At 66.0% G+C, this 23,195-nt stretch carries 19 protein-coding genes; 16 read left to right on the forward strand and 3 right to left on the reverse strand.

Annotation, left to right across the window (positions count from 1 at the left end; genetic code table 11):
* Positions 1–2 precede the first annotated feature (2 nt).
* Positions 3–1,223, reverse strand: a complete 1,221-nt coding sequence (locus U1737_RS15450) for an efflux RND transporter periplasmic adaptor subunit (protein WP_248523679.1) — start codon at positions 1,221–1,223, stop codon at positions 3–5.
* Positions 1,224–1,700: 477 nt separating this feature from the next.
* Between U1737_RS15450 and rpiA the strand changes: the two genes are divergently transcribed.
* From rpiA to U1737_RS15520, 14 genes are all read left to right on the forward strand, one after another.
* The gene (gene rpiA / locus U1737_RS15455; RefSeq protein ID WP_248523423.1) at positions 1,701–2,381 is read left to right on the forward strand and encodes a ribose-5-phosphate isomerase RpiA; all 681 of its coding nucleotides are present in this window, start codon (positions 1,701–1,703) and stop codon (positions 2,379–2,381) included.
* A 68-nt stretch (positions 2,382–2,449) separates the two neighbouring features.
* On the forward strand, positions 2,450–4,540 hold the full coding sequence (gene tkt / locus U1737_RS15460) for a transketolase (protein ID WP_332797372.1): 2,091 nt from the start codon (positions 2,450–2,452) through the stop codon (positions 4,538–4,540).
* Positions 4,540–5,664 carry a transaldolase gene (gene tal / locus U1737_RS15465; RefSeq protein ID WP_332797373.1) on the forward strand — a complete coding sequence of 375 codons (1,125 nt, stop codon included), beginning with the start codon at positions 4,540–4,542 and terminating at the stop codon, positions 5,662–5,664. Before tkt ends, tal begins: the two co-directional genes overlap by 1 nt.
* A 136-nt stretch (positions 5,665–5,800) precedes the next feature.
* A complete protein-coding gene (gnd, locus tag U1737_RS15470; RefSeq protein WP_332797374.1) occupies positions 5,801–6,784 on the forward strand; it encodes a phosphogluconate dehydrogenase (NAD(+)-dependent, decarboxylating) in 984 nt (327 codons plus the stop codon).
* Positions 6,781–7,623 (forward strand): HAD family hydrolase, encoded by an 843-nt coding sequence (locus U1737_RS15475; RefSeq protein WP_332797375.1) that lies wholly within the window; start codon positions 6,781–6,783, stop codon positions 7,621–7,623. The genes gnd and U1737_RS15475 overlap by 4 nt, the downstream gene beginning before the upstream one ends.
* A complete protein-coding gene (locus tag U1737_RS15480) occupies positions 7,620–8,363 on the forward strand; it encodes an HAD-IIB family hydrolase (protein ID WP_332797376.1) in 744 nt (247 codons plus the stop codon). Before U1737_RS15475 ends, U1737_RS15480 begins: the two co-directional genes overlap by 4 nt.
* A 4-nt stretch (positions 8,364–8,367) precedes the next feature.
* Complete coding sequence (locus tag U1737_RS15485) at positions 8,368–8,835, forward strand: GreA/GreB family elongation factor (protein WP_332797377.1); 468 nt, start codon at positions 8,368–8,370, stop codon at positions 8,833–8,835.
* Positions 8,835–9,017, forward strand: coding sequence for a hypothetical protein (locus U1737_RS15490; RefSeq protein WP_055881387.1), 183 nt, complete (start codon positions 8,835–8,837; stop codon positions 9,015–9,017). Before U1737_RS15485 ends, U1737_RS15490 begins: the two co-directional genes overlap by 1 nt.
* Positions 9,018–9,573: 556 nt before the next feature.
* On the forward strand, positions 9,574–10,746 hold the full coding sequence (locus U1737_RS15495; protein ID WP_332797378.1) for a BaiN/RdsA family NAD(P)/FAD-dependent oxidoreductase: 1,173 nt from the start codon (positions 9,574–9,576) through the stop codon (positions 10,744–10,746).
* A gap of 57 nt (positions 10,747–10,803) precedes the next feature.
* Positions 10,804–12,573, forward strand: a complete 1,770-nt coding sequence (locus U1737_RS15500; RefSeq protein ID WP_332797379.1) for a DEAD/DEAH box helicase — start codon at positions 10,804–10,806, stop codon at positions 12,571–12,573.
* 243 nt (positions 12,574–12,816) lie between these two features.
* The gene (locus U1737_RS15505; RefSeq protein WP_443027141.1) at positions 12,817–13,284 is read left to right on the forward strand and encodes a YaiI/YqxD family protein; all 468 of its coding nucleotides are present in this window, start codon (positions 12,817–12,819) and stop codon (positions 13,282–13,284) included.
* Positions 13,285–13,525: 241 nt separating this feature from the next.
* Positions 13,526–14,824: an Hsp70 family protein gene (locus U1737_RS15510; protein WP_332797381.1), complete on the forward strand. Its 1,299-nt coding sequence runs from the start codon at positions 13,526–13,528 to the stop codon at positions 14,822–14,824.
* Positions 14,821–15,483 (forward strand): polyamine aminopropyltransferase, encoded by a 663-nt coding sequence (locus U1737_RS15515; protein ID WP_332797420.1) that lies wholly within the window; start codon positions 14,821–14,823, stop codon positions 15,481–15,483. The genes U1737_RS15510 and U1737_RS15515 overlap by 4 nt, the downstream gene beginning before the upstream one ends.
* The gene (locus U1737_RS15520) at positions 15,480–16,538 is read left to right on the forward strand and encodes an AbrB family transcriptional regulator (RefSeq protein WP_332797382.1); all 1,059 of its coding nucleotides are present in this window, start codon (positions 15,480–15,482) and stop codon (positions 16,536–16,538) included. The genes U1737_RS15515 and U1737_RS15520 overlap by 4 nt, the downstream gene beginning before the upstream one ends.
* A 96-nt stretch (positions 16,539–16,634) precedes the next feature.
* Here the strand turns inward: U1737_RS15520 and U1737_RS15525 are convergent, their stop codons facing one another.
* On the reverse strand, positions 16,635–17,972 hold the full coding sequence (locus U1737_RS15525) for a sigma-54-dependent transcriptional regulator (protein ID WP_332797383.1): 1,338 nt from the start codon (positions 17,970–17,972) through the stop codon (positions 16,635–16,637).
* Positions 17,969–19,753, reverse strand: a complete 1,785-nt coding sequence (locus tag U1737_RS15530) for a sensor histidine kinase (protein ID WP_332797384.1) — start codon at positions 19,751–19,753, stop codon at positions 17,969–17,971. Before U1737_RS15530 ends, U1737_RS15525 begins: the two co-directional genes overlap by 4 nt.
* Positions 19,754–19,958: 205 nt before the next feature.
* Between U1737_RS15530 and U1737_RS15535 the strand changes: the two genes are divergently transcribed.
* Positions 19,959–21,362 carry a dicarboxylate/amino acid:cation symporter gene (locus tag U1737_RS15535; RefSeq protein WP_332797385.1) on the forward strand — a complete coding sequence of 468 codons (1,404 nt, stop codon included), beginning with the start codon at positions 19,959–19,961 and terminating at the stop codon, positions 21,360–21,362.
* Between the two features lie 58 nt (positions 21,363–21,420).
* Complete coding sequence (locus U1737_RS15540) at positions 21,421–23,058, forward strand: alginate export family protein (protein ID WP_332797386.1); 1,638 nt, start codon at positions 21,421–21,423, stop codon at positions 23,056–23,058.
* The last annotated feature ends 137 nt before the right edge of the window (positions 23,059–23,195 follow it).

Consider the following 23,195-nt stretch of genomic DNA (forward strand, 5'->3'; position numbering starts at 1 on the left):
GTTTAGCCGGCCTTTTTCTGGCTGGACTGGCCGCTTGAGGAGTCACCCTTGGGCGCTTCGATCTTTTGCGCGGTGGTTTCGGGTACCGGCTTCACGCCCTGGTTCGGGGCGATCTTCGATAGCCCCTGGGTGATGATCCGGTCGCCGGGGTTGAGCCCGCCGGTCACCACCCAGAACGCGCCCTGCGTGCGGTCGGCCCTGATATCCTTCTGCACCGCCTTGTTGTTCGCATCGACGACATAGACCGTCGCATTGCCCTTCGCATCGCGCGATACGCCCGCCTGCGGCACGAGGAACGCGCGCTGGTTGATCGCCTGCGCGAACTTGGCCTGGACGAACATGCCGGGCAGCAGCAGCCCCTGCGGATTGGGGAAGCGCGCGCGCAGCGTCACGGTGCCGGTCTCGGTGTTGACCAGCGCTTCGGCGAACTGGACGGAGCCGGTCGCGCCATATTCGCTGCCGTCCTCGAGCGTGAGGCGGACTTCGGCGCGGGTCGCGACGATGCCGTTCTGGCCGAGCGAGCGGCGCAGCGCGAGCAGGTCGCCGGACGATTGCTGGATATCGACGAACATCGGATCGAGTCGCTGGATCTGCGCGAGCGGATCGGTCTGCGTCGCGGACACGAGCGCGCCGACCGTGAACAGCGAGCGGCCGATGCGGCCGGTGATCGGCGCGGGGACGGTCGTGAACTTGAGGTTGATCTGCGCGGTTTCCAGCGCCGCGCGCGTCTGCGCGACCGAGGCGGTGGCCTGGCGCGAGGTGGCGACCGCGTTGGTGTAATCCTGCTTGCTGATCGCCTCCATCTCGGCGAGCGGCTTGTACCGCTGCGCGAGGATATTCTGCGCCTGCTGGTTTGCGCGCGCGCTCTGGAGGTTGGCCTGCGCTTCGTTGGCGGCGGCGCGATAGAGGCGCGGGTCGATCTCGTAGAGCGGCTGGCCCTTCTTGACGAGCGTGCCCTCGGTAAAGAAGCGGCGGCGGATGATGCCGGTGACCTGCGGGCGGACGTCCGAGCTTTCGAACGCGGTGGTGCGGCCGCTGAGTTCGGTGGTCATCGCGACGCTGGTCGGCTGGACGACGACATAGCCGACGGTCGGCGTGCCCTGGCCGGGTTGGCCAGCCTTGCCCTTGCCTTGCGCCTTTTCGCCGCCGCCAGAACAGGCGGCGAGCGCCAGCGCAGGTACGAGCAGGAGGGCGCACTGCCGCGTGGAAAATCGTGTGGCTATCAAGTTTGGTATCCGCTCGCGATCGTGTGGGCAGCTGTTGGTCGGGCTAAACCACGAGGATGTACCAGAAGTGTGTCAGTTGAAAAGCGGGGGCGAGAAATAGGGAAGAAAGAGTAACCTGGTTGATTGGTTGAACGGTATTTCCTCGGGCGTGACGCTCGCCAATGTCTCGAGAGTTGTTTCCCCGCGAAGGCGGGGATCCAGACTGGGCTCCCGCCTTCGCGGGAGAGCAAGGAGGGGTGCGTTCCCGCGATTGCCCGCACAGCGTGCACCCACTGTACCACCCCGGCGGAGGCCGGGGCCCAATTGGAAAGGTCGCGGTAACATGGGACTGCGCTCCGTTAGCAACGTCGCCCAATTGGGCCCCGGCCTCCGCCGGGGTGGTGCTTGTTCCGCGAGTCCTCCAAACCAAATTCTCTCGGGTGCGTTGAGCAGTAGATGCCGGAACGAGCCCGGCATGACGGATGGGGTGGGGTGATGGCTCTGATCGATGACGACAAGAAGGCGGCGGCAGTCGCTGCCGTGCAAGAAGTTCGGGCCGGGATGCTCGTCGGCCTCGGCACCGGCTCCACTGCTGCGTTCGCGATTCAAGCGCTCGGCGAGCGAGTCGCCGAGGGACTCATCATCCGCGCGGTCGTCACGTCCGAAGCGTCCGGCAAACTCGCCCGCGAGGTCGGCATCGAGATCCTCGACTTCGCCACCGTCGCGCGCGTCGACCTCACGATCGATGGTGCGGACGAGATCGACGCGCAGTGTTTCGCCATCAAGGGCGCAGGCGGTGCGATGTTGAGGGAGAAGATCGTCGCCGCAAGCTCGGCACGGATGGTCGTGATCGCCGATGGCTCCAAGCGGGTCGACCGGATCGGCGTGGCCAAGCTGCCGGTCGAGGTGCTGCCGTTCGCCATCGCCTATGTGGTGCGCGCGCTGACCGACATGGGCGCCGCCCCAACGATCCGCGACAACTACCGGACGGATCAGGGCAATCTCGTCGTCGATTGCCATTTCGCCACGCTCGAAGATCCCCGCGCAACCGCCGCCGCCCTCTCCGCGATCCCCGGCATTCTCGGCCACGGGCTGTTCCTCGACGAAGTCGACGCGGCGTATATTGCAACGAATGGCGTCGTTACGCGACTGGAACGGGCGGGTGCATCCGCCTAAAGGCTCCCTATCTTGGCAACCAGATCGGATGCGCGGCGTTCGGTCACAGTCTAGAGCGAGGCTTTTCCATGACCGATACCGCAACCGCTGCCCCCAAGGCGGACCCCATGCTGCACGAGGACGGTTCGCCCGAACGCCTCACGATCGATACCATCCGCACGTTGTCGATGGACGCGGTGCAGAAGGCCAATTCGGGCCATCCCGGCACGCCGATGGCGCTCGCGCCGGTCGGCTACACGCTCTGGTCGAAGTTCCTGCGCTACGATCCCAAGCATGCCGACTGGCCCAACCGCGACCGGTTCGTGCTGTCGGTCGGCCATGCGTCGATGCTGCTGTATTCGCTGATCCACCTCGCCAAGATCGAGGAGATCGGCGCGGACGGCGCGAAGAGCGGCAAGGAAGCGGTCAGCCTCGAGGACATCAGGCAGTTCCGCCAGCTGTCGTCGAAGACGCCGGGCCACCCCGAATATCGCCACACCACCGGCGTCGAGACCACCACCGGTCCGCTCGGCCAGGGTTGCGGCAATTCGGTCGGCATGGCGATCGCCGAGCGCTGGCTCGCGGCACGCTACAACAAGGATGGCTTCACGCTGTTCGACCATGACGTCTACACGATCTGTGGCGACGGCGACATGATGGAGGGCGTTTCGGCCGAGGCGGCTAGCATGGCCGGTCATCTCAAGCTCAGCAACCTGTGCTGGATCTACGACAGCAACCACATCTCGATCGAGGGCGCGACTGATCTCGCGTTCGACGAGGATGTCGGCCTGCGATTCGATGCGTATGGCTGGAACGTCATCCACATCGATGACGCGAACGACACCGCGGCGCTAAGCCGCGCGATCGAGACGTTCAAGGCGACCACCGACAAGCCGACCTTCATCGTCGTGCATTCGGTCATCGGTTACGGCAGCCCCAAGGCGGGCAGCGAGAAGGCCCACGGCGAGCCGCTCGGCGAGGAGAATATCCGCCTCACCAAGCAGGCTTACGGCTGGCCCGAGGACAAGTCGTTCTACGTGCCGGACGGCGTGATCGAGCATTTCAACGGCGCGATCGCCGAGCGTGGCGCCAAGCTGCGCGACGAGTGGGTCGCGCTGACCGACAAGTATCGTGGCGCTTACCCCGAACTGTCCGCCGAACTCGATCTGCTGCTCAAGGACGAACTGCCCGAGGGCTGGGATGCCGACATCCCGACCTTCGAGGCGGATGCCAAGGGCGTTGCCAGCCGCGACTCCGGTGGCAAGGTGCTCAACGCCATCGCCGCCAAGGTGCCGTGGCTGATCGGCGGTTCGGCCGATCTCGCGCCGTCGACCAAGACCGACATCAAGGGCCAGCCCTCGTTCGAGGCGGAGAATTACGCCGGTCGCAACTTCCATTTCGGCATTCGCGAACATGGCATGGGTGCGATCGTCAACGGCATGGCGCTGTCGCACCTGCGCTCCTACGGCTCCACCTTCCTGGTGTTCGTCGATTACATGCGCGCGCCGGTGCGCCTGTCGGCGATCATGGAAGTCGGCGCGATCTGGGTGTTCACGCACGACTCGATCGGGGTCGGCGAGGATGGTCCGACTCACCAGCCGATCGAGCATCTCGCCACGCTGCGCGCGATCCCCGGTCTCGACACGATCCGTCCGAGCGACGCGAACGAAGTCGTCGCGGCGTGGAAGGCGGTCCTGAAGGACGCCAGCACGCCGGCCGCATTGATCATGTCGCGCCAGGCGCTGCCGACGCTCGACCGGACCAAGTACGCAAGCGCGGACGGGCTCGAAAAGGGTGGCTATATTCTCGCGGACAGCGACGGCACGCCCGACGTGATCCTGATCGCAACCGGCAGCGAAGTGTCGCTTGCGGTCGACGCGCACGAGAAGCTGAAGGCGGACGGCGTGAAGAGCCGGGTCGTGTCGATGCCGAGTTGGTATCGCTACGAATTGCAGGACGCCGCGTACAAGCAGAGCGTGCTGCCGCGCGAAGTACGGGCACGCGTTGCGATCGAGATGGCCGGGTCGATCGGTTGGGACCGCTATGTCGGCCTCGACGGCGCGACCGTGACGATGTCGACGTTCGGGGCCTCGGCACCGCTCGCCAAGTTGCAGGACAAGTTCGGGTTCACCGTCGACAATGTCGTCAAGGTCGCCCGCCAGGTTATGGAGACCAAGTGATGGGTGCGCTCAACGATCTCGGAGGCTTCGGCCAGGCGGTTTGGCTCGATTTCGTCGACCGGAAGTTCCTGGAGGCTGGTGGTCTCCAGAAGCTGGTCGACGAGGATGGCCTCACCGGCGTCACGTCGAACCCGTCGATCTTCGAAAAGGCGATGGGTCATGGCGATGCCTATGACTCGACGCTCGCGAAGTACGACAAGGAAAACCCCGGCGCGGCGACGATCGATCGCTACGAGCATCTGGCGATCCAGGACATCAAGGCGGCGGCGGAGACGTTGAAGCCGGTCTACGACAGGCTCGACGCGAAGGACGGCTATGTCAGCCTGGAAGTGTCGCCGTACATCTCGGACGATACCGACGCGACGATCGCCGAGGCGAAGAAGCTGTGGGCGGCGGTCGACCGGCCGAACCTGATGATCAAGATTCCGGGAACGCTTGCGGGCGGTCCGGCGATCTCTTCGACGATCGCGAGCGGGATCAACGTCAACGTCACGCTGCTGTTCGCGCTCGACGCGTATATCCGCGTTGCCGAGGCGTATGCCGCGGGTCTGGAAGAGCGCGTGAAGCAGGGCCAGCCGATCGACAAGATCGCCAGCGTCGCCAGCTTCTTCGTCAGCCGGATCGATTCGTCGATCGACAAGGAGATCGATGCGCGAGTCGAGAAGGGCGATGCCGAGGCCGAGGCGCTGAAGGCGGTCCGTGGCAAGGTCGCGATCGCCAACGCGAAGATGGCGTATCAATGGTATCTCGACTTCCTGAAGTCGGATCGCTGGCAGGCACTCGCGGCCAAGGGTGCGCAGCCGCAGCGGTTGCTGTGGGCGTCGACCGGCGTGAAGGATCCGAGCTATCCGGACACGCTGTATATCGACACGCTGATCGGCAAGGACACGGTCAACACCATGCCGCCGAAGACGATGGACGCGTTTCGCGACCATGGCACTGCGGCGGAGACGATCACGCAGGATGTGGAGGGCGCCAAGCGCACGCTCGCCGAAGCCGAGCGGCTGGGTCTCGACCTGAACGGCGTGACCGGCAAGCTGGTCGAAGAGGGCGTCGCGTCGTTCGTGAAGGCGTTCGACGACCTGCTCAGTTCGATCGCGAAGAAGCAGCCCGCGACGGCGTAATTCTACGTCATGCCGGGCTCGTTCCGGCATCCATCGTTCCGCGAACGCGATAGACTCGATTGTGCGGAACGGTGGACCCCGGAACAAGTCCGGGGTGACGGACCTGGTGCCCCATCACCTACACAAAGGACTCTCCATGAAGATCGGACTGATCGGCCTCGGCCGGATGGGCGGCAATATCGCGCGCCGGTTGATGAAGAACGGCCATGAGGTCATCGCCTACGACCGCGACGCCGAAGCCGTGAAGAAGCTCGCCGCCGACGGCGCGATCGGCGCGGATTCGCTCGACGACATGCGCGCCAAGCTCGACACGCCGGCGATCTGGTGGGTCATGGTTCCCGCGGGCGAGCCGACCGAGAGCACCGTCCAGGCGATCGCAGCGAAGGCTAACGACGGCGACATCATCATCGACGGCGGCAACAGCTTCTACAAGGACGACGTTCGTCGCGCGAAGGAACTGGCCGAGAAGGGCATCCACTATGTCGACGTCGGCACGTCGGGCGGCGTCTGGGGCCTCGAGCGCGGCTATTGCATGATGATCGGCGGCGACAAGGAAACGGTCGACCTGCTCGATCCGATCTTCGAGACGCTGGCGCCGGGGATGGGCGACATCGTCCGTACACCGGGCCGCATCGCAGGCCAGGCCGATCCGCGCGCCGAAAAGGGCTATATCCACGCAGGCCCCTCGGGCGCCGGCCACTTCGTCAAGATGGTGCATAACGGCATCGAATACGGCCTGATGCAGGCCTATGCCGAGGGCTTCGACATCCTCAAGGGCAAGTCGGGCGAGCATGTCGTCGAGGAAGAACGCTTCGACATCAATCTGGTCGACGTCGCCGAAGTATGGCGCCGGGGCAGCGTGATCTCGTCGTGGTTGCTCGACCTGTCGGCGATCGCGTTGGCGAAGGACGGCAAGCTGGAAGGGTTCAGCGGCAGCGTCGCGGATTCGGGCGAGGGCCAGTGGACGATCGACGCGGCGATGGAGGAGAAGGTGCCGGCCAACGTGCTGACCGCCGCGCTGTATGCGCGCTATCGCAGCCGCGTCGACCATACGTTCGGCGACAAGCTGTTGTCGGCGATGCGCTATGGCTTTGGCGGCCATGTCGAGATGCCCCAGTGAGTGGGGGCAGGAGCGGCGGCGCAGAAGGGTCGGCGATCAAGCTTCTCATTTCCGATGTCGACGGGACGCTCGTCGACAAGGAGAAGAAGGTGACGCCGGCGACCGTCGATGCGGTCGAGCGGCTGAAGGCGGCGGGTCTCGGCTTCACGATCATATCCGCGCGGCCGCGGTCGGGAATGATGCCGATCGCGGAGGTCCTCGGGATCGACGAGCCGATGGGCGCGTTTAACGGCGGCATCGTGTTCAAGCGCGACGGGACCGTGATCGAGCATCACATGATTGACGTCGACGTCGTGCGCGGCGCGATGGAGATCGTCGGCGATGCACCCGTGGATACGTGGTTCTTTGCGGACGATGTCTGGTATGCCAGCACCGACCAGGGTGGGCATGTCGGCAGTGAGCGCAAAGCGTCGGCGCAGGACCCGGTGATCGTCTCGGACTTCACCGACCTCCTCGCCAAGGCCGACAAGGTGACGTTCGTCAGCGATGACGAAGATCTGTTGCGCGACCTGCACGCCAAGGTCGCGGCGAAGTTCGATAGCAAGGCGACGATCGTCCAGAGCCAGACCTATTATCTCGACATCACGCCGGTGGCCGGGAACAAGGGCAGCGGGATCGAGGAACTGGCGGACGCGTTCGGCGTGAGCTTGACCGACACCGCTGCAATCGGCGATCAGGCGAACGATATCGCGATGCTAAAGCGGGCCGGGTTGGCCATCGCCATGGGCAATGCGCCGCAAAGCGTGCGCGATGTCGTCCACGAAATTACCAGCGCGAACGATGCCGACGGCGTCGCGCACGCGATCGACCGATTGATCCTTACCGGAGTGTCCGCATGAAAGAACTCGTTGCCTTCGATCTCGACGGAACGCTGGCCGAGAGCAAGCAGCCCTTGCAGGAGCCGATGGGCGAGGCGTTGGCCAGCCTGCTCGACGTCGCGCATGTCGCGGTGATCTCGGGTGGCGACTGGCCGCAGTTTGAAAAGCAGGTAGCGTCGCGCCTGCCTGAGCGCGCGGATCGTACCAAGCTGTGGCTGATGCCGACGACCGGCACGAAGCTGTACCGGTTCGATGGCGAATGGCGCGCGGTGTATGCCGAGCTGTTCGAGGACGAGGAGAAGCAGAAGATCTTCACCGCGTTCGACGAGGCTCTCGAGGCGACCGGGTTCGTCCCCGAGAAGACCTGGGGCGAGCGGATCGAGGATCGTGGCAGCCAGATCACGTTCTCGGCGCTCGGTCAGGAAGCGCCGATCGACGCCAAGCACAGCTGGGATCCCGATTTCGCCAAGCGCAAGGTGATCCAGGCTGACTTGCGGAAGCGCCTGCCGGGGCTGTCGATCAACATGGGCGGCGCGACCTCGATCGACATCACGCGTGAGGGTGTCGACAAGGCGTATGGATTGAAGAAGCTGAGCGATGCGAGCGGGATCGCGCTCGACAAGATGATGTTCATCGGCGACGCGATCTTCCCGGGCGGGAATGATTACCCGGCCGAGCAGCTTGGGCTCGACGTCGTGAAGGTGAAGAACGTCGACGGCACGCTGGCGGCGATCGCCGGGATCGTCGCGTGTCTGAAGTGATCTTGTGAGCGTCGCCTTCCGTCGCGAGAGTGACGAGGAACATCTCGAACCGAAGTTCGAACAGCCGATCGCGCCGGGGCCTAATCTGGTCACGGCGCGGGGGTTGCGGCTGATTGGCGAACGGGTGGTCGCGATCGAGGCTGCGGTTGCGGCGGAGACGGACGAGGAGGCTCGGAAGGTTCTGCTGCGGGATTTGCGGTATTGGCATACGCGGCAGACGACGGCCGAGATCGCTCCTGAGCCTGAAGAGGACGAGGTCGGGATCGGCTCACGGGTGCGCGTTCGGATGAACGGGGTGGAGCGGGTTATCTCCATCGTCGGTGGCGATGAGGCTGAGCCTGGTGAGGACCGGTTGGCGTTCTCGGCGCCGTTGGCGCGTGCGCTGATGGGCGCAGCGGTTGGCGAGACGGTCGCGTTTGCGGGCAAGGCAGATGCGATCGAGGTTCTGGCGATCGAAAAGGATGACGGCTGATGGCTGAAGCGAAATTCGAACGGCATCGGCAGGCGTGGACTCAGGACGAGATTCAGAAGCTGCATACGCTCGCCAAGAAGGGCATGGCGTTGAAGGCGATCGCCAAGGCGCTGACCCGGAGCGAGGAGTCGGTGAAGGTTCGGGCGAAGGAGGATTCGCTGAATATCGCGAAGCTGCGGTAGGGTTGGTGGGGGGGGCTCGTGGCTGACGGATTGACCGGCTGACGGATGGACGTGCCCTCAAACCCCGTCATCCTGGACTTGATCCAGGATCCAGAGCCACCGAGTGCGCCGATATTGGCTCTGGGTCCTGACTTTCGTCAGGATGACGGCGTTAGGGTCGGGGTGTGGCAGAACCCTCTCCCGGGCGGGGAGAGAGCCGAAGTTGGCTGGCTCTGCTTGGTTATCCGTAGTGTTAACAGCCGTGCCGTGTCGGCCCCCTGTACTACCACCCCGGCGAAGGCCGGGGCCCAATTGGAAAGGTCGCTGTAACGAGGGGCAACTGCGCCACTGCCCGCCCCCAACTGGGCCCCGGCCTTCGCCGGGGTGGGGCAACTTCCGTGCGCGGCATTGGTGGACGTGCGAGCAGGTCACCACCTATGTGGCTGATCTTGAACGCGCTACAGCGGCCACCCCTTACTTGTTCTCCCGCGAAAGCGGGAGTCCAGTCTGGGTCCCCGCCTTCGCGGGGAAACACTCTTGATTGGCGGCTGCTGACCGAAGCCGTACGGAGCTATACTTGGCTGACTACGACGCGATTATTCTCGGGGCGGGCGCCGCTGGCCTCATGTGCGCCGCTGTCGCCGGCCAGCGCGGGCGGAAGGTCCTGCTCGTCGATCACGCGGAGCAGGCGGGGAAGAAGATCCTGATCTCCGGCGGCGGGCGGTGCAATTTCACCAACGTCCACACCGCCGCTGACCGCTACATCTCCGCCAACCCGCATTTCGCCAAGTCCGCGCTCGGCCGCTACACCGCGCAGGATTTCATCGCGCTCGTCGAATCCTACGGCATCGCGTGGCACGAGAAGACGCTGGGGCAGCTCTTCTGCGACGGCTCCGCGAAACAGATCGTCGAAATGTTGCTCGACGAATGCGACAGGGGGCGAGTCGATCTGTCGCTCGGTCGCGCCGTCGCAGGGGTCGACCACGCCGACGGGCAGTACCGCGTGTCGCTCGACGGTCGCACCGTCACCGCGCCCGCTTTGGTCATAGCAACCGGAGGTCCTTCCATCCCGAAGATGGGGGCAACCGGCTTTGCCTATGATCTCGCGCGGCAGTTCGGGTTGAAGGTGGTCGAGCCGCGCCCGGCACTCGTGCCGCTGACGCTGGGCGGCGAGGAAATCCTCTTCCGCGAACTGTCCGGAGTCGCCGCCGACGTGGTCGCCACCGCCGGCAAGACCGCGTTTCGCGAAGCCGCCCTCTTCACGCACCGCGGCCTGTCCGGCCCGGCGATCCTCCAAGTGTCGTCCTATTGGCGCAACGGCCAACCCGTCGGGATCGATTTCCTGCCCGATCGCGAGTCCGGCTGGCTCCCCGCCGCCAAGCGTACCACGCCGCGCGCGACTCTGCGGAAACTGCTCGGCAGCACGCTGCCAGACCGACTCGCAGAAACTTTAAGCGAGCGTTTGGGCATGACAAACGAAATTTCCACGCTTACCGATCGGAAGCTCCAGGACGCCGAACGTGCGCTAAGTCGTTGGCAATTCACGCCAAATGGCTCGGAGGGCTATGCCAAGGCCGAGGTCACCGCTGGCGGAATCAGCACTGCGGACCTATCTTCGCAAACAATGCAAGCCAAACGCGTACCAATGTTGTATGCGGTCGGCGAAGCGGTCGATGTCACAGGGTGGCTCGGCGGCTACAACTTCCAATGGGCATGGGCGAGCGGGTGGGCCGCGGGCCAAGTCCTGTAGGGACCACCACGCCAGTGCTTTGCCGTAGCGTCAAGCCGGCCACCAATTAGGACGTACATGCCTTTTACAAATATTCCGTCGCTTCTCTCCGAGGCGCTCGAAGCGCGCGGCTATACCGCGCTCACCCCCGTCCAGGCTCATGTGATCGAGGACAATGCGATCGGTCGCGATCTCGTCGTGTCGGCGCAGACCGGCTCGGGCAAGACCGTCGCGTTCGGCCTGGCGATGGCCGGCGAACTGCTCGGTGAAGCCGGCGAGGACGGCGTCCAGCGCCTGCCCGCGCCGCACAAGCCGCTCGTGCTCTGCATCGCACCGACTCGCGAGCTCGCGCTCCAGGTCAGCCGTGAGCTGATGTGGCTCTATGCCAAGGCCGGTGCGCGCATCTCGACCTGCGTCGGCGGTATGGACGCCTCGAAGGAGCGTCGTTCGCTCGCGCACGGCGCGCATATCGTCGTCGGTACGCCGGGGCGTCTGCGCGATCATCTGGAGCGTGGCGCGCTCGACCTGTCGGCCCTTAAGGTCGCGGTGCTCGATGAGGCCGACGAGATGCTCGACATGGGTTTCCGCGAGGATCTCGAGCAGATCCTCGATGCGTCGCCCGAAGCGCGTCGCACGCTGTTGTTCTCGGCGACGATGCCGCGGCCGATCGTCGCGCTCGCCAAGCGCTACCAGAAGGATGCGCTGCGGATCTCGACCGTCGGCGAGGATCGCGGCCATGGCGACATCTCGTATCAGGCCGTCACGGTCTCGCCGTCCGAGATCGAGCATGCGGTGATCAACCTGCTGCGCTTCCACGAGGCGGAGACGGCGATGCTGTTCTGCGCGACTCGCGATAACGTGCGCCATCTGCATGCCAGCCTGGTCGAGCGTGGCTTTGCCGCGGTCGCGTTGTCGGGCGAGCATTCGCAGAACGAGCGTAACGCGGCGCTTCAGGCTCTGCGCGATCGTCGTGCACGCGTCTGCGTCGCGACCGACGTTGCGGCTCGCGGTATCGATCTGCCGACGCTGTCGCTGGTCGTTCACGTTGAGTTGCCGCGCGATGCCGAGACGCTCCAGCATCGCTCGGGTCGTACCGGTCGTGCGGGCAAGAAGGGTACGGCCGTGCTGATCGTGCCGTTCCCGCGTCGCCGTCGCGTCGAGATGATGCTCCGTGGTGCGAAGATCAACGCGGAATGGGTCAACGCCCCGACCGCCGAGGACATCCGCAAGAACGACCACGAGCGGCTGATCGGCATGCTGTTGCAGCCGGTCGAGGTCGAGGAGGAGGATCGCGCACTCGCCGTCCGCCTGATGGCCGAGAAGACGCCGGAGGATATCGCCGCCGCGCTGGTGCACATGCACCGGTCTACGATGCCGCAGGCCGAGGATCTGATCGACCAGAGCAAGCAGCCGACGCAGGACGAGCGTTCGCAAGGGCCGCGCGCTGGGTTCGAGGACACCGTCTGGTTCCGGATGGATATCGGTCGTCGCCAGAACGCCGATCCGCGCTGGATCCTGCCGTTGATCTGCCGTCGCGGGCACATCACCAAGTCGGAGATCGGCGCGATCCGCATCGGGCCGAACGAGACGGCGTTCGAGATTCCGCGCGCTGTGGCGTCGCGGTTCTCGGCGGCGATCCAGCGTACGGCGCAGGCTGGCGAGGAAGAGAGCGGCGTTGCGATCGAGGCGATGCAGGGCGCGCCGGAGAGCGGTGCTCGGCATGATGGTGGTGGCGGTGGTCGCAGCAATGCGAGTGGTCCACGCTCGACGCTGCACCGTGCGGCACCTCGCGGGGGTCCGGCTCCGACGCGGAAGCCGCCGTATCGTGGGAATCGCGAGCGGAGCTGAGCGACGACCCTTGCTGCCGTCACCCCAGCGAAAGCTGGGGTCTCCCCCCGTGGTTCGCGACGTGCGCTAAACGGGGATATCCCAGCTTTCGCTGGGATGACGGGTGGGGGGACAGGTGCAGAATGCCTCCAGCCCTCCGTCATCCTGACGAAAGTCAGGACCCAGAGTAACGAACGACCCCGCCTGTAATCCTGGGTCCTGACTTTCGTCAGGATGACGGTAGGGGTAGGGCGTGAGATGACCATGACTGACACGCCACCCCCGCTCCGCATCCTCGTCGACGCCGACGCGTGTCCGGTGAAGGACGAGATCTACAAAGTCGCGTGGCGGCACAACGTCCCCGTGACGATCGTCGCGAACAGCCATTTCCGCATACCCGTCCATCCGCTGATCAACCGCGTGGTCGTCAGCGACGGGTTCGACGCGGCCGACGACTGGATCGCCGAACAGGCCGATGCGAAGTCGGTTGTGATCACCGCCGACATCCTCCTCGCCGATCGCTGCGTAAAGGCCGGCGCGACCGTGCTCGCCAACACCGGCAAGCCCTTCACCACCAGCTCGATCGGCGGCGCCATCGCGACACGTGCGATCATGGCGGACTTGCGTGCGGGTGGCGACATCGTCGGCGGTCCGGCACCGTTTTCGAAGGCGGATCGGTCGAGCTTCCTGTCGGCGCTGGATGCGGCTTTGGTCCGGTTGAAGCGCCGCTGATCTCGCGCGCTGATCCTCCCCTATGAGGGGAGGTGGCAGGCCACAGGCCTGACGGAGGGGTAGCCCGCCATCGAGAGCCCGATACCCCTCCGTCTGGCAAGTGCCAGCCACCTCCCCTTGCAGGGGAGGATGTGACGCGCACCGATCCAGCAGCTCGTTTTGCCGTCCACCAAAACACGCTCGGGGTTGCCATCCCGTACCTCCCATCGGCATAGGCGCGCGTTCATTGAAGGACGACGCGATGCAGACGGACGCTGGCGGCCCCGCGCTGGGGCTCGATTTCGGCACGACCAACAGCGTCGTGGCGCTAGGAACGCGCGGTGGGACGCCCGAACTGGTGACCTTCGCGGCCCCCGCCGAGACGAGCCCGGTGTTCCGCTCGGCGCTGTGCTTCTGGCAGGACGACAGCGGCAAGGGGCTCGCGTCGGACGCAGGGCCGTGGGCGATCGCCGAATATATGGAATATCCGCTCGACAGCCGGTTCATCCAGTCGTTCAAATCCGTCGCGGCGATGAAGACGTTCGAGCAGGCCTCGGTCTTCGACAAGCGATACCGCTTCGAGGAGATGGGCCAGCTGTTCCTCGAAAAGCTGATTTCGCATGCAGGCGGCAAGCTCGATACGCGGCCGCAGCGGATCGTCGTCGGGCGGCCGGTGGAATATGCCGGTGCGCGGCCCGACGAGGCGCTGGCCCGGACGCGCTATGACGCGATGTTCAAGGGCTTCGGCGCGGAGATCCATTACGTCTACGAACCGCTCGGCGCGGCATACAGCTATGCGACGCGGCTGACCGAGCCTGCGACGATCCTGGTGGCGGATTTCGGCGGCGGTACGAGCGACTTTTCGGTGGTGCGCGTCGCCGAACCGGGTGCGGCGCGGCGGTGTACGCCGCTTGGGCATGCGGGCGTCGGGATTGCGGGGGATCGGTTCGATTACCGGATCCTCGACCGGCTGGTGCTGCCGATGCTGGGCAAGGGCGGCGCGTACAAGTCGTTCGGCAAGGAACTGGAGATTCCGCGCACGTATTTCGCCGACTTTGCGGACTGGTCGCGGCTGGCGCTGATGCGCAACCGGAAGACGATGACGGAGCTCGAGCGGTTGCAAAAGACCGCGATCGATCCGGATGCGATCGGGCGGATGATCGCGGTAATCGAGAACGAGCTCGGCTATCCGCTGTATGACGCGGTCGGGTCGCTGAAGCGTGCGTTGTCGAGTGGCGAGGACGCGCATTTCCACTTTGCGGGCGCGGGTTTGGAGATCGAGGCGGACGTGACGCGAGCGCAGTTCGAGGGCTGGATCGCCGACGACGTGGTACGGATCGAGGCGGCGGTCGACCGGGCCTTGGAGGTCGCTAACGTCGGCGGTGGCGATATCGACCGGGTGTTCCTTACCGGCGGATCGTCGCTGATACCGCGCATCCGCCGGATCTTCGTGGAGCGGTTCGGCGAGGCGGCGATCATGAGCGGCGGCGAGTTGACCTCGATCGCGCACGGCCTCGCGCTGATCGGCGAGCAGGACGATATCGCGGCGTGGTCGGCATGATCCCGCGCGTGCTTCTCGGGACGGCGCAGGTGCCGGGTGGGGGTGAACTCCGCTTGCTCCAGCGTGGTGCCGAGTTCTCGATCATGCTCGGCGCGAACGAGTTGATGAACAGCCGGTTGAGTGGGTCGGAAGAGGCGCTCGCGGAGCAGGCGTGTGATCGGATCGCCGACCGGCCCGGCGTGCGGATGCTGATTGGTGGGCTCGGGATGGGCTTTACGCTTCGTGCGGCGCTTGGTGGGCTCGGCCCTGACGCGGAGGTGGCGGTTGCGGAGATTGTGCCGGCGGTGATCGAGTGGGCGAGGGGGCCGATGGCGGCGTTGCACGGGGACAGTCTGACCGATCCGCGGACCCGGATCTTCGATGGCGATGTCGCTGCGGCGATCGGCGAGGGAGAGTGGGACGCGATCCTGCTCGACGTCGACAACGGCCCGGACGGGATTTCGCGGCCGGGTAATGATCGGCTTTATGGCGCGCACGGATTGTCTCTGGCGCGGGCGGCGTTGCGACCGGGGGGCGTACTTGCCGTGTGGTCGTCGGCACCGAGCAAGCCGTTCGCTACCCGACTTGCCGAAGCGGGGTTCGCGGTCGACGAGGTGATCGCTCGGGCGACGCGGAAGGGCGGTGCGCGGCATACGATCTGGTTCGCTACCAAGGCATGATCTGGCGCTGGACCGTGTTGATCGCGCTGTCGGGGGTGATCGCGGGGCTGCTGGAACTGGTCGGGCTGCCCGCGGGGTTGCTGCTCGGGCCGATGGTCGCGGCGGTGGTGCTGGCAGTGCGGGGATGGTCGCTGACCGTGCCCACGTCTGCTTTCCGAGGCGCGCAGGCGGCGGTCGGGACGCTGATCGCGGGGTCGATCACGACCGGGATCGTCGCGACCGTGGCGGATCACTGGCCGGTGTTCCTGATGGTCAATTTCGTCACGCTCGCTGCGAGCAGCGTGCTCGGATATTTGCTGAGCCGGTGGCAGGTGTTGCCGGGCACCGTCGCGGTGTGGGGATCGACGCCCGGTGCGGCGAGCGCGATGGTGTTGATGGCGCAGGCCTATGGCGCGGACTCGCGGCTGGTCGCGGTGATGACCTACACGCGGGTGGTGAGCGTGGCGGTGGTCGCGTCGGTGCTCGCGGCGGTGATGGTCGGCGGCGGGAGCGGGCATCATGTCGCGGGGGCGTGGTTCGCATCCGTAGACCCGGTCGCCGTGCTGCGGACGATCGCGATCGCTGGGGTTGGCGCGGGGGTGGGTGTCGCACTGAGGCTTCCTGCCGGTGCTCTGCTTGGGTCGCTGATCGCGGGAGCGGCGCTCAATGTTACCGGTGTTGCGCAGCCGGTGTTGCCGCAGTGGCTGCTCGCGATCAGCTACGCGGTGGTGGGGTGGCGGATCGGGCTGTCGTTCACGCGCGATACGTTGCGGGTCGCGGGTAAGGCTATGCCGCGGATTTTGCTGTCGGTCGCGCTGCTGATCGCGTTCTGCGGGGGGATCGCGGCGGTGTTGACGCGGTGGTGGGGGATCGATCCGGTGACTGCGTATCTGGCGACGAGCCCCGGCGGGATGGACTCGGTCGCGATCATCGCGGCGTCGAGTCCGGTGGATGTGCCGTTCGTGATGGCGTTGCAGGTGCTGCGGTTTCTGGGAGTGTTGTTGATCGGGCCACCGCTCGCCAAGTTCGTGGCGACGCGGCAGGGCGGTGTGCCGCCCCCGGTTATTCCGACTTAGCGCTGGGCAATGCCTACCATACCCCCGTCATCCTGACGAAAGTCAGGACCCAGGGTTACAGGGGATAGCGGTCGTAACCCTGGGTCCTGACTTTCGTCAGGATGGCGGCGGTGGTTTGGTCGGGCGATACGCCTCGACGTCGATCTCGTGACGCTTGAGTTTGTCGTAGAAGGTCTTTCGCGGGATGCCGAGCGCGGCGAGTGCGGAGCGGACGTCGCCGTTGACCTGTTGCAGGGTCGCGCGGATCGTGGCTTCCTCGAACTTGTCGACGCGGGCGGGGAGGGGGATGTCGCTGTCTTCGTCGACTGCGTCCTCGGCTTCGACGCGGAGGACCAGACGCTTGGCGAGGTTGTCGAGTTCGCGAACGTTGCCGGGCCAGTCGTGCTGGGCGAGATAGGCCAAAGTTGCAGTATCGATGGTCGGGACCTCGCGGCCGAACCGTTCGGCGGCCTGGTGGAGGAGGTGGCCGAACAGCAGCGGTATGTCGTCGCGACGTTCCCTCAGCGGCGGGATGCGCAAGCGCACCGCGTCGAGGCGGAACAGGAGATCGGCGCGGAAGCGGCCTTCCTCGACCGCGTGGTCAAGGCCGGGCTTGGCGGCGGCGATCACGCGCAGGTCGAGCGCGCGGGGGAGGTCGCCGCCGACCGGCATCACCTCGCGCTCCTCTAGCACGCGGAGCAGTTTCGCCTGGAACGCAGGCAGCGTGCTCTCGATCTCGTCGAGGAACAGCGTGCCGCGGTTGGACGCCTCGATCCGGCCGGTGCGGGGCAGGCGGGAGTCGCCGTCGTGGCCGAACAACTCGATCTCCGCGACCGCCTCGGGGAGCGCGGCGCAGTTGACCGCGACGAAGGGCCGCGAGCGACGGTTGCTCCAGCGGTGGAGCAGGACCGCGACGAGTTCCTTGCCGGTGCCGGTCTCGCCCTCGATCAGCACGTCGATGTCGGCCTGAGCAATTTGGCGCATCGTTTCGCGGAGGCGGACCATCACCGGGGTTTCGCCGATCAGCGGTTCGGCGCCGATCGTTTCTTCGGCGGCGGCGCGGAGACGGCGGTTGTCTAGGACGAGGCGGCGCATTTCAAGCGCACGCCGGGCGCCCGCGATCAGGTGATCGGTCGCGAACGGTTTGGGGATGAAGTCGAACGCACCGTTCTTCAGCGCGGCGACCGCCATCGCGACGTCGCCGTGCCCCGTCATCAGCAGCACCGGTATCTCTTGGTCAATCGCGGCGATCCGGCGGAAGAGTTCGAGGCCGTCCATCTTCGGCATGCGGATGTCGGATACGACCGCGCCGTCGAACCCGGCGGTCACGCGGGCCAGCGCAACGGTTGGGTCGCGCTCCGCGATCACCGCGATGCCCGCGAGTTCGAACGATTGTTCGAGCGCGCCGCGCAACACGTCGTCGTCGTCGACGAGCAATACGGCTTGCTCGCTCATGCCTTCACCAGGATCATACGGAAAATGGCGCCTTCGGGTGCTGGGACGAGGTCGAGCGTGCCGCCGAACTCGGTCATGATGTCGCGCGCGATGCCGAGGCCGAGCCCGAGGCCGTCCTTCTTGCTCGTCGCGAACGGGGTGAAGAGGTGGTCGGCGATCGCCGCGTCGATGCCGGGGCCGTTGTCGGCGACGGTCAGCACGACGTCGCGGCCTTTCCGACCGACGGTGACGCTCACGCGCGCATCGCGCCGGTCGGCGACCGCGTCGAGCGCGTTCTGGAGGAGGTTGACCAGGACCTGCTCGAGGCGGACGCGGCCGGCGATGACCGTCAGCCGCGCTTCGGGGCCGGTGGGGAGGTCGAGCGTCACGCCTTTCGCGCGGAAGCGGTCGCCGATCAGCAGGCGTACGCCGTCGATCGCCTCGTCGAGCGCCACCGGGCCGATCGAGCCTGCGCCGCGCCGTGCATAGCGCCGCAACCCAGCGGTGATGGTGCCGATCCGGCTGGTGAGATCGACGATCGACTGGAGGTTGGTCGCCGCGCGCGCGGGTTCGCCGCGGTCGAGGAAGGCGGCGGCATTGTCGGCAAAGGTGCGGATCGCGGCGACCGGCTGGTTGATCTCGTGCGCGACGCTGGCGGTGATCGTGCCGATCGAGCCGACGCGGTTGGCGTGCGCCAGTTCCTCTCGCGCCTGGCGGAAACGCTGGTCGGACGCCTCGCGCTGTTCCACCTCGATCTGGAGGCGATCGGCGGTGGCGCGGAGTTCGGCGGTGCGGCGCGCGACCTCCGCCTCGAGTTCGGCGCGTGCGCCGGCGTTGCGCTTGCGACGCTCATAGAGCCACCACGCCGCCAGCATCGCCGCGATCGTCGCCAGCGCCGCGATCGCGGTCGCCCAGCGCGTTCGGGCGGCGGCAGTGCGCAGCGCGGCGTCGAGCGGCTCCATATGCACCAGTCGCCAGCCCGCGATCGGCACCGGCAGCGACACCGTCACCGCCGGCGTCCCGTCCGAAAGACGCGCGCGATCCTCGTCGAGCAGAAGCGGTGCGCGCGCGAGCGGCGAGTTTCCGAACTGTCGGGTGGCGATCAGCGCGGCGCGGCGCGCGGGCGCAAGCGGGCGCGTGGTGCGGAATTGCAGTGCCGGGTCGCTGGAGATCAGGATGATGCCGTCCGCATCGGTGACGAAGGTCGCCATGTGATCCTGGATCCACGCCCGCGCGATCTTGCCGAACTCGACCTTGACCACGACCACGCCGAGCGGCCGTCCGTCACGGTCGATGCGTCGCGAGAGATACAGGCCGGGGCGCCCGCTGACGCTGCCGAGCGCGAAGAACTCGGTCGCGCCCGATGCCATCGCCTTGGTGAAATACTCGCGGTACCGATAGTCGTGGCCGAGGAAGCTGTCGGGCCGCGCAGCGTTCGACGCGGCGATCGTCATCCCCTGCGTGTCGAGCGCATAGATCACGGGGGCGCCGGTCCGCTCCGCGAGCATCGCCAGCTTTTCGTTGAGCGCCGGGTCGACCCGTCCCGATGCGAGCGCGGCGCGCACCGCGGGATATTCGCCGAGCATCACCGGGAGCAGGCGATAGGTCTGTAACTCGGCTTCGAGCAGGCGGAGGTTGCTCCGCGTCTGCTGCACCGCGCGCATCCGGACGCTGGCGGTGACGTCGGCGACGGCGCGCGGACCATAGATCGAGGCGACTCCGGCGACGATCACGCCGAGCGCGGCGAATGCCAGCAACACCGTCAGCGCGGTGATAAAGAGAGGGGATCGAAGCCGCGCCATTTGTGCGGATTATCACACACGAACGGGGTTCGCCATCACCGAAACACGACATTTTCCACACATCTGAAAATCAGGTATGCCGAAAATCCTCGGAAAACCAACGTTTTATGAGGGACGCGGCGCTGACTTGTAGTCCCCGGTTCGGCCCGGCATTACCGTCGCCATAACGTCCCGTGGCAGTGGACGAGAGTTTCAGGAGGCGATGTTGACCCTACCATCCCAGACCTATGGTGTCGCGGAAACGCCCGCGCGGAAGCGCTGGAGCGGCCAGCTGTATATCCAGGTGCTGATCGCGATCGCGCTCGGCGCGGCGCTCGGGCATTTCTATCCGACCTATGGCGCAGCGCTGAAGCCGCTCGGTGACGCATTCATCAAGCTGGTGAAGATGATCATCGCGCCGGTGATCTTCCTGACGCTCGTCACCGGCATCGCCGGCATGAAGGAGCTTGGCTCGGTCGGCCGTGTCGCGGGCAAGGCGTTCGCGTACTTCCTGTTCTTCTCGACGCTGGCGCTGATCGTCGGGCTGATCGTCGCCAACGTCGTCCAGCCGGGCGCGGGGATGAACATCGACGCCGCCACGCTCGATACCAAGGGCATCGCGGATTACACCGTGAAGGCGCACGAGACGACGATCACCGGGTTCCTGATGAGCATCATTCCGGACACGATGGTCAGCGCGTTCACCGATGGTAACATCCTCCAGATCCTGCTGATCGCGATCCTGTTCGGCATCTCGCTGAGCCTGGTCGGCGAGCCTGCCAAGCCGGTCCTGAACTTCCTCGAGCGCCTCAGCCTGATCGTCTTCAAGCTGGTCGGCATCCTGATGCGCGCAGCCCCGCTCGGTGCGTTCGGCGCGATCGCCTTCACGATCGGCAAATACGGGATCGGCAGCCTCGCCAATCTCGGTGCGCTGGTCGCGACCTTCTATCTGACCGCGGCGCTGTTCGTGGTCGTCATCCTCGGCACCGTCGCACGGCTCACCGGTTTCTCGATCTTCAAGCTGATCAAGTATCTGAAGGCCGAACTGCTGCTGGTGCTCGGCACGTCGTCGTCGGAAGCGGCGCTGCCGAACCTGATCCAGAAGATGGAGGCGGCGGGCTGCGAGAAGTCGGTCGTCGGGCTGGTCGTGCCGACCGGCTATTCGTTCAACCTCGACGGCACCAACATCTACATGACGCTGGCGGCGCTGTTCATCGCGCAGGCGACCAACACGCACCTGACGCTCGGCCAGGAACTGTTGTTGCTCGTCGTGGCGATGATCTCGTCGAAGGGTGCGGCGGGCGTTACCGGCGCGGGCTTCATCACGCTGGCGGCCACGCTGTCGATCGTGCCGACCGTGCCGATCGCCGGCATGGCGCTGATCCTCGGCGTCGATCGCTTCATGAGTGAGTGCCGCAGCCTGACCAACTTCATCGGCAACGCGGTCGCGACGATCGTCGTGGCGCGCTGGGAAGGTGCCCTCGACCGCGACAAGCTCGACGCCGCCTTGTCGGGCAAGCTGCCCGAGCTGGCGCCGGCGCAGACGTCCGCGCCTATGACGGCCCCCACGACGGCCCCCACGACGGCCCCCACGACGGCCCCCACGACGGCTGGGCCCGCAATCGTCTAAAATGAGGGTGGCAGTCGCCCGGCAGCGGGCAGCCACCCCAGCAGTTCGAGGTGCTTTTATGATCCGTCCGTCCATCGGTGGAGCGCTGTGCGCGCTCGCCTCCTCCCTGCTCGCGTCCACCGCTATGGCCCAGACGGCTATAGCTCAGACGGCGGGAGTTCAGACCGCGCCGGCGACCGATCCCGTGGCGGCGGAGCCCGCGGCCGATCCCGTCCCTCTCTCCGATGGCGTCTCCGCAGGTGTGCCCGCAACGGCCCCGCGCCAGCTGAGGGCGCGACGCAATCCCGTTTCGAAGGACCAGTCGGCCAGCGCTGCGTCGTCGCCAATCGCCGAGAGCTATCCCAATGCCGCGATCGGCGACGGGACGACCGCGGGTGGCTACAACCAGTCGCGCTGGGCGGAGGATTGGTCGAAGCTGCGCGATCCGGCCAAGCGCAAGGACATCGTCGACCAGCTGAAGTTCATCCCGATCGCCGCGGACGGCGAGGTGTATCTGACGCTGTCGGGCGAGGCGCGGTTGCGCGTCAACCAGACCACCAACCCCAATCTGCGCGATGCCGAAGCGCAGCGGCAGGATATCCTCCGTCTGTTCGGCGGTGCCGATCTGCATGTCGGCGAGCATTTCCGGTTCTACGGGGAATTGGCGCACGGCACGCTGGAGGGGCAGAATCTCGGCACCGCATTGCCCAATCTGCGCAACAAGCTGGCGGTGCAGCAGGCGTTCGTCGACGTGACCGGGACGGTCGCCGATGTCGATCTGGGCGTGCGCTATGGTCGGCAGACCTTTGCGGACGGTCCCAACCTGCTGGTCGTGCCGCGCGACAACAACACGCTGTATTTCGGGTTCAACGGCTTCCGCGCCTGGGCGCGGACGGCGGGCGTCCGCGCCGACGTGTTCGATTTTAAGCCGACCGCCTACGGCAATGGGGGAACGCAGGACGACAATGCGGAGAGCGATCGGCGGTTTTCGGGTATCTCGACCGGGATCGTCATGCCTGAATCGCTGTTCGGCGGATCGAAGCTGTACGTCGATCCCTTCCTCTGGCGGCTGCGCGATCGCTCGGTGACGTGGGGTGCCGACACGGCGCGCGAGGTGCGCAATTTCTACGGCCTGCACGTCTGGGGCGATGCCGGGCCGGTCAACCTCGACTGGACGGTCAACTATCAGGGCGGCAGCTACGACAACCGCTCGATCAAGGCGTGGCTGATACTCCTCGCGCAGACCTACAAGCTGGGCGAGGGCAAGAACGCGCCGCGCGTCGGCGTGCATGCGGATTATGCCAGCGGTGGTGGTGCGTATGGTACCGGCACGCTCCGGAACTCGCTCGCGCCGTTCGGCAACAACATCTATTACAGCTACCAGCTGTTCGCGACGCCGACCAACCTGATCGCGGTCGCGCCGAACTTCAGCTTCACCACGCTCGGCAAGCTGCGGCTGACGGCTGAATACCAGCTGTCGTGGCGCGATACGACGAGCGACGCGGTGTACCGTGCGAACGGGTCCGCGTTCGCCGGCACGCAGAACTTCGGAGGGAAGAAGATCGCCGACACGATCCGGTTCCAGGCGGTGTATCCGATCAGCTCGCGGCTGTCGTTCACCGGCCGGTACGAGCATCTGATCGCGGGACCGGCTCTGACGAATGCGGGGTACAAGAACTCGGACTTCCTGGCCGGGTGGATCAGCTACCGGTTCTGACCCGCTCCGTCATCCTGTCCTTCTCCCGTCATCCTGACGAAAGTCAGGACCCAGAGCCACGAAGTCAGTGCCTGGTACCCTGGGTCCTGACTTTCGTCAGGATGACGAGAAGGGCGGACGATACCGGCTGGATTAAC

The organism is Sphingomonas fucosidasi (genome assembly GCF_036663855.1).
In the GTDB taxonomy this organism is placed as follows: Bacteria; Pseudomonadota; Alphaproteobacteria; order Sphingomonadales; family Sphingomonadaceae; genus Sphingomonas; species Sphingomonas faeni_B.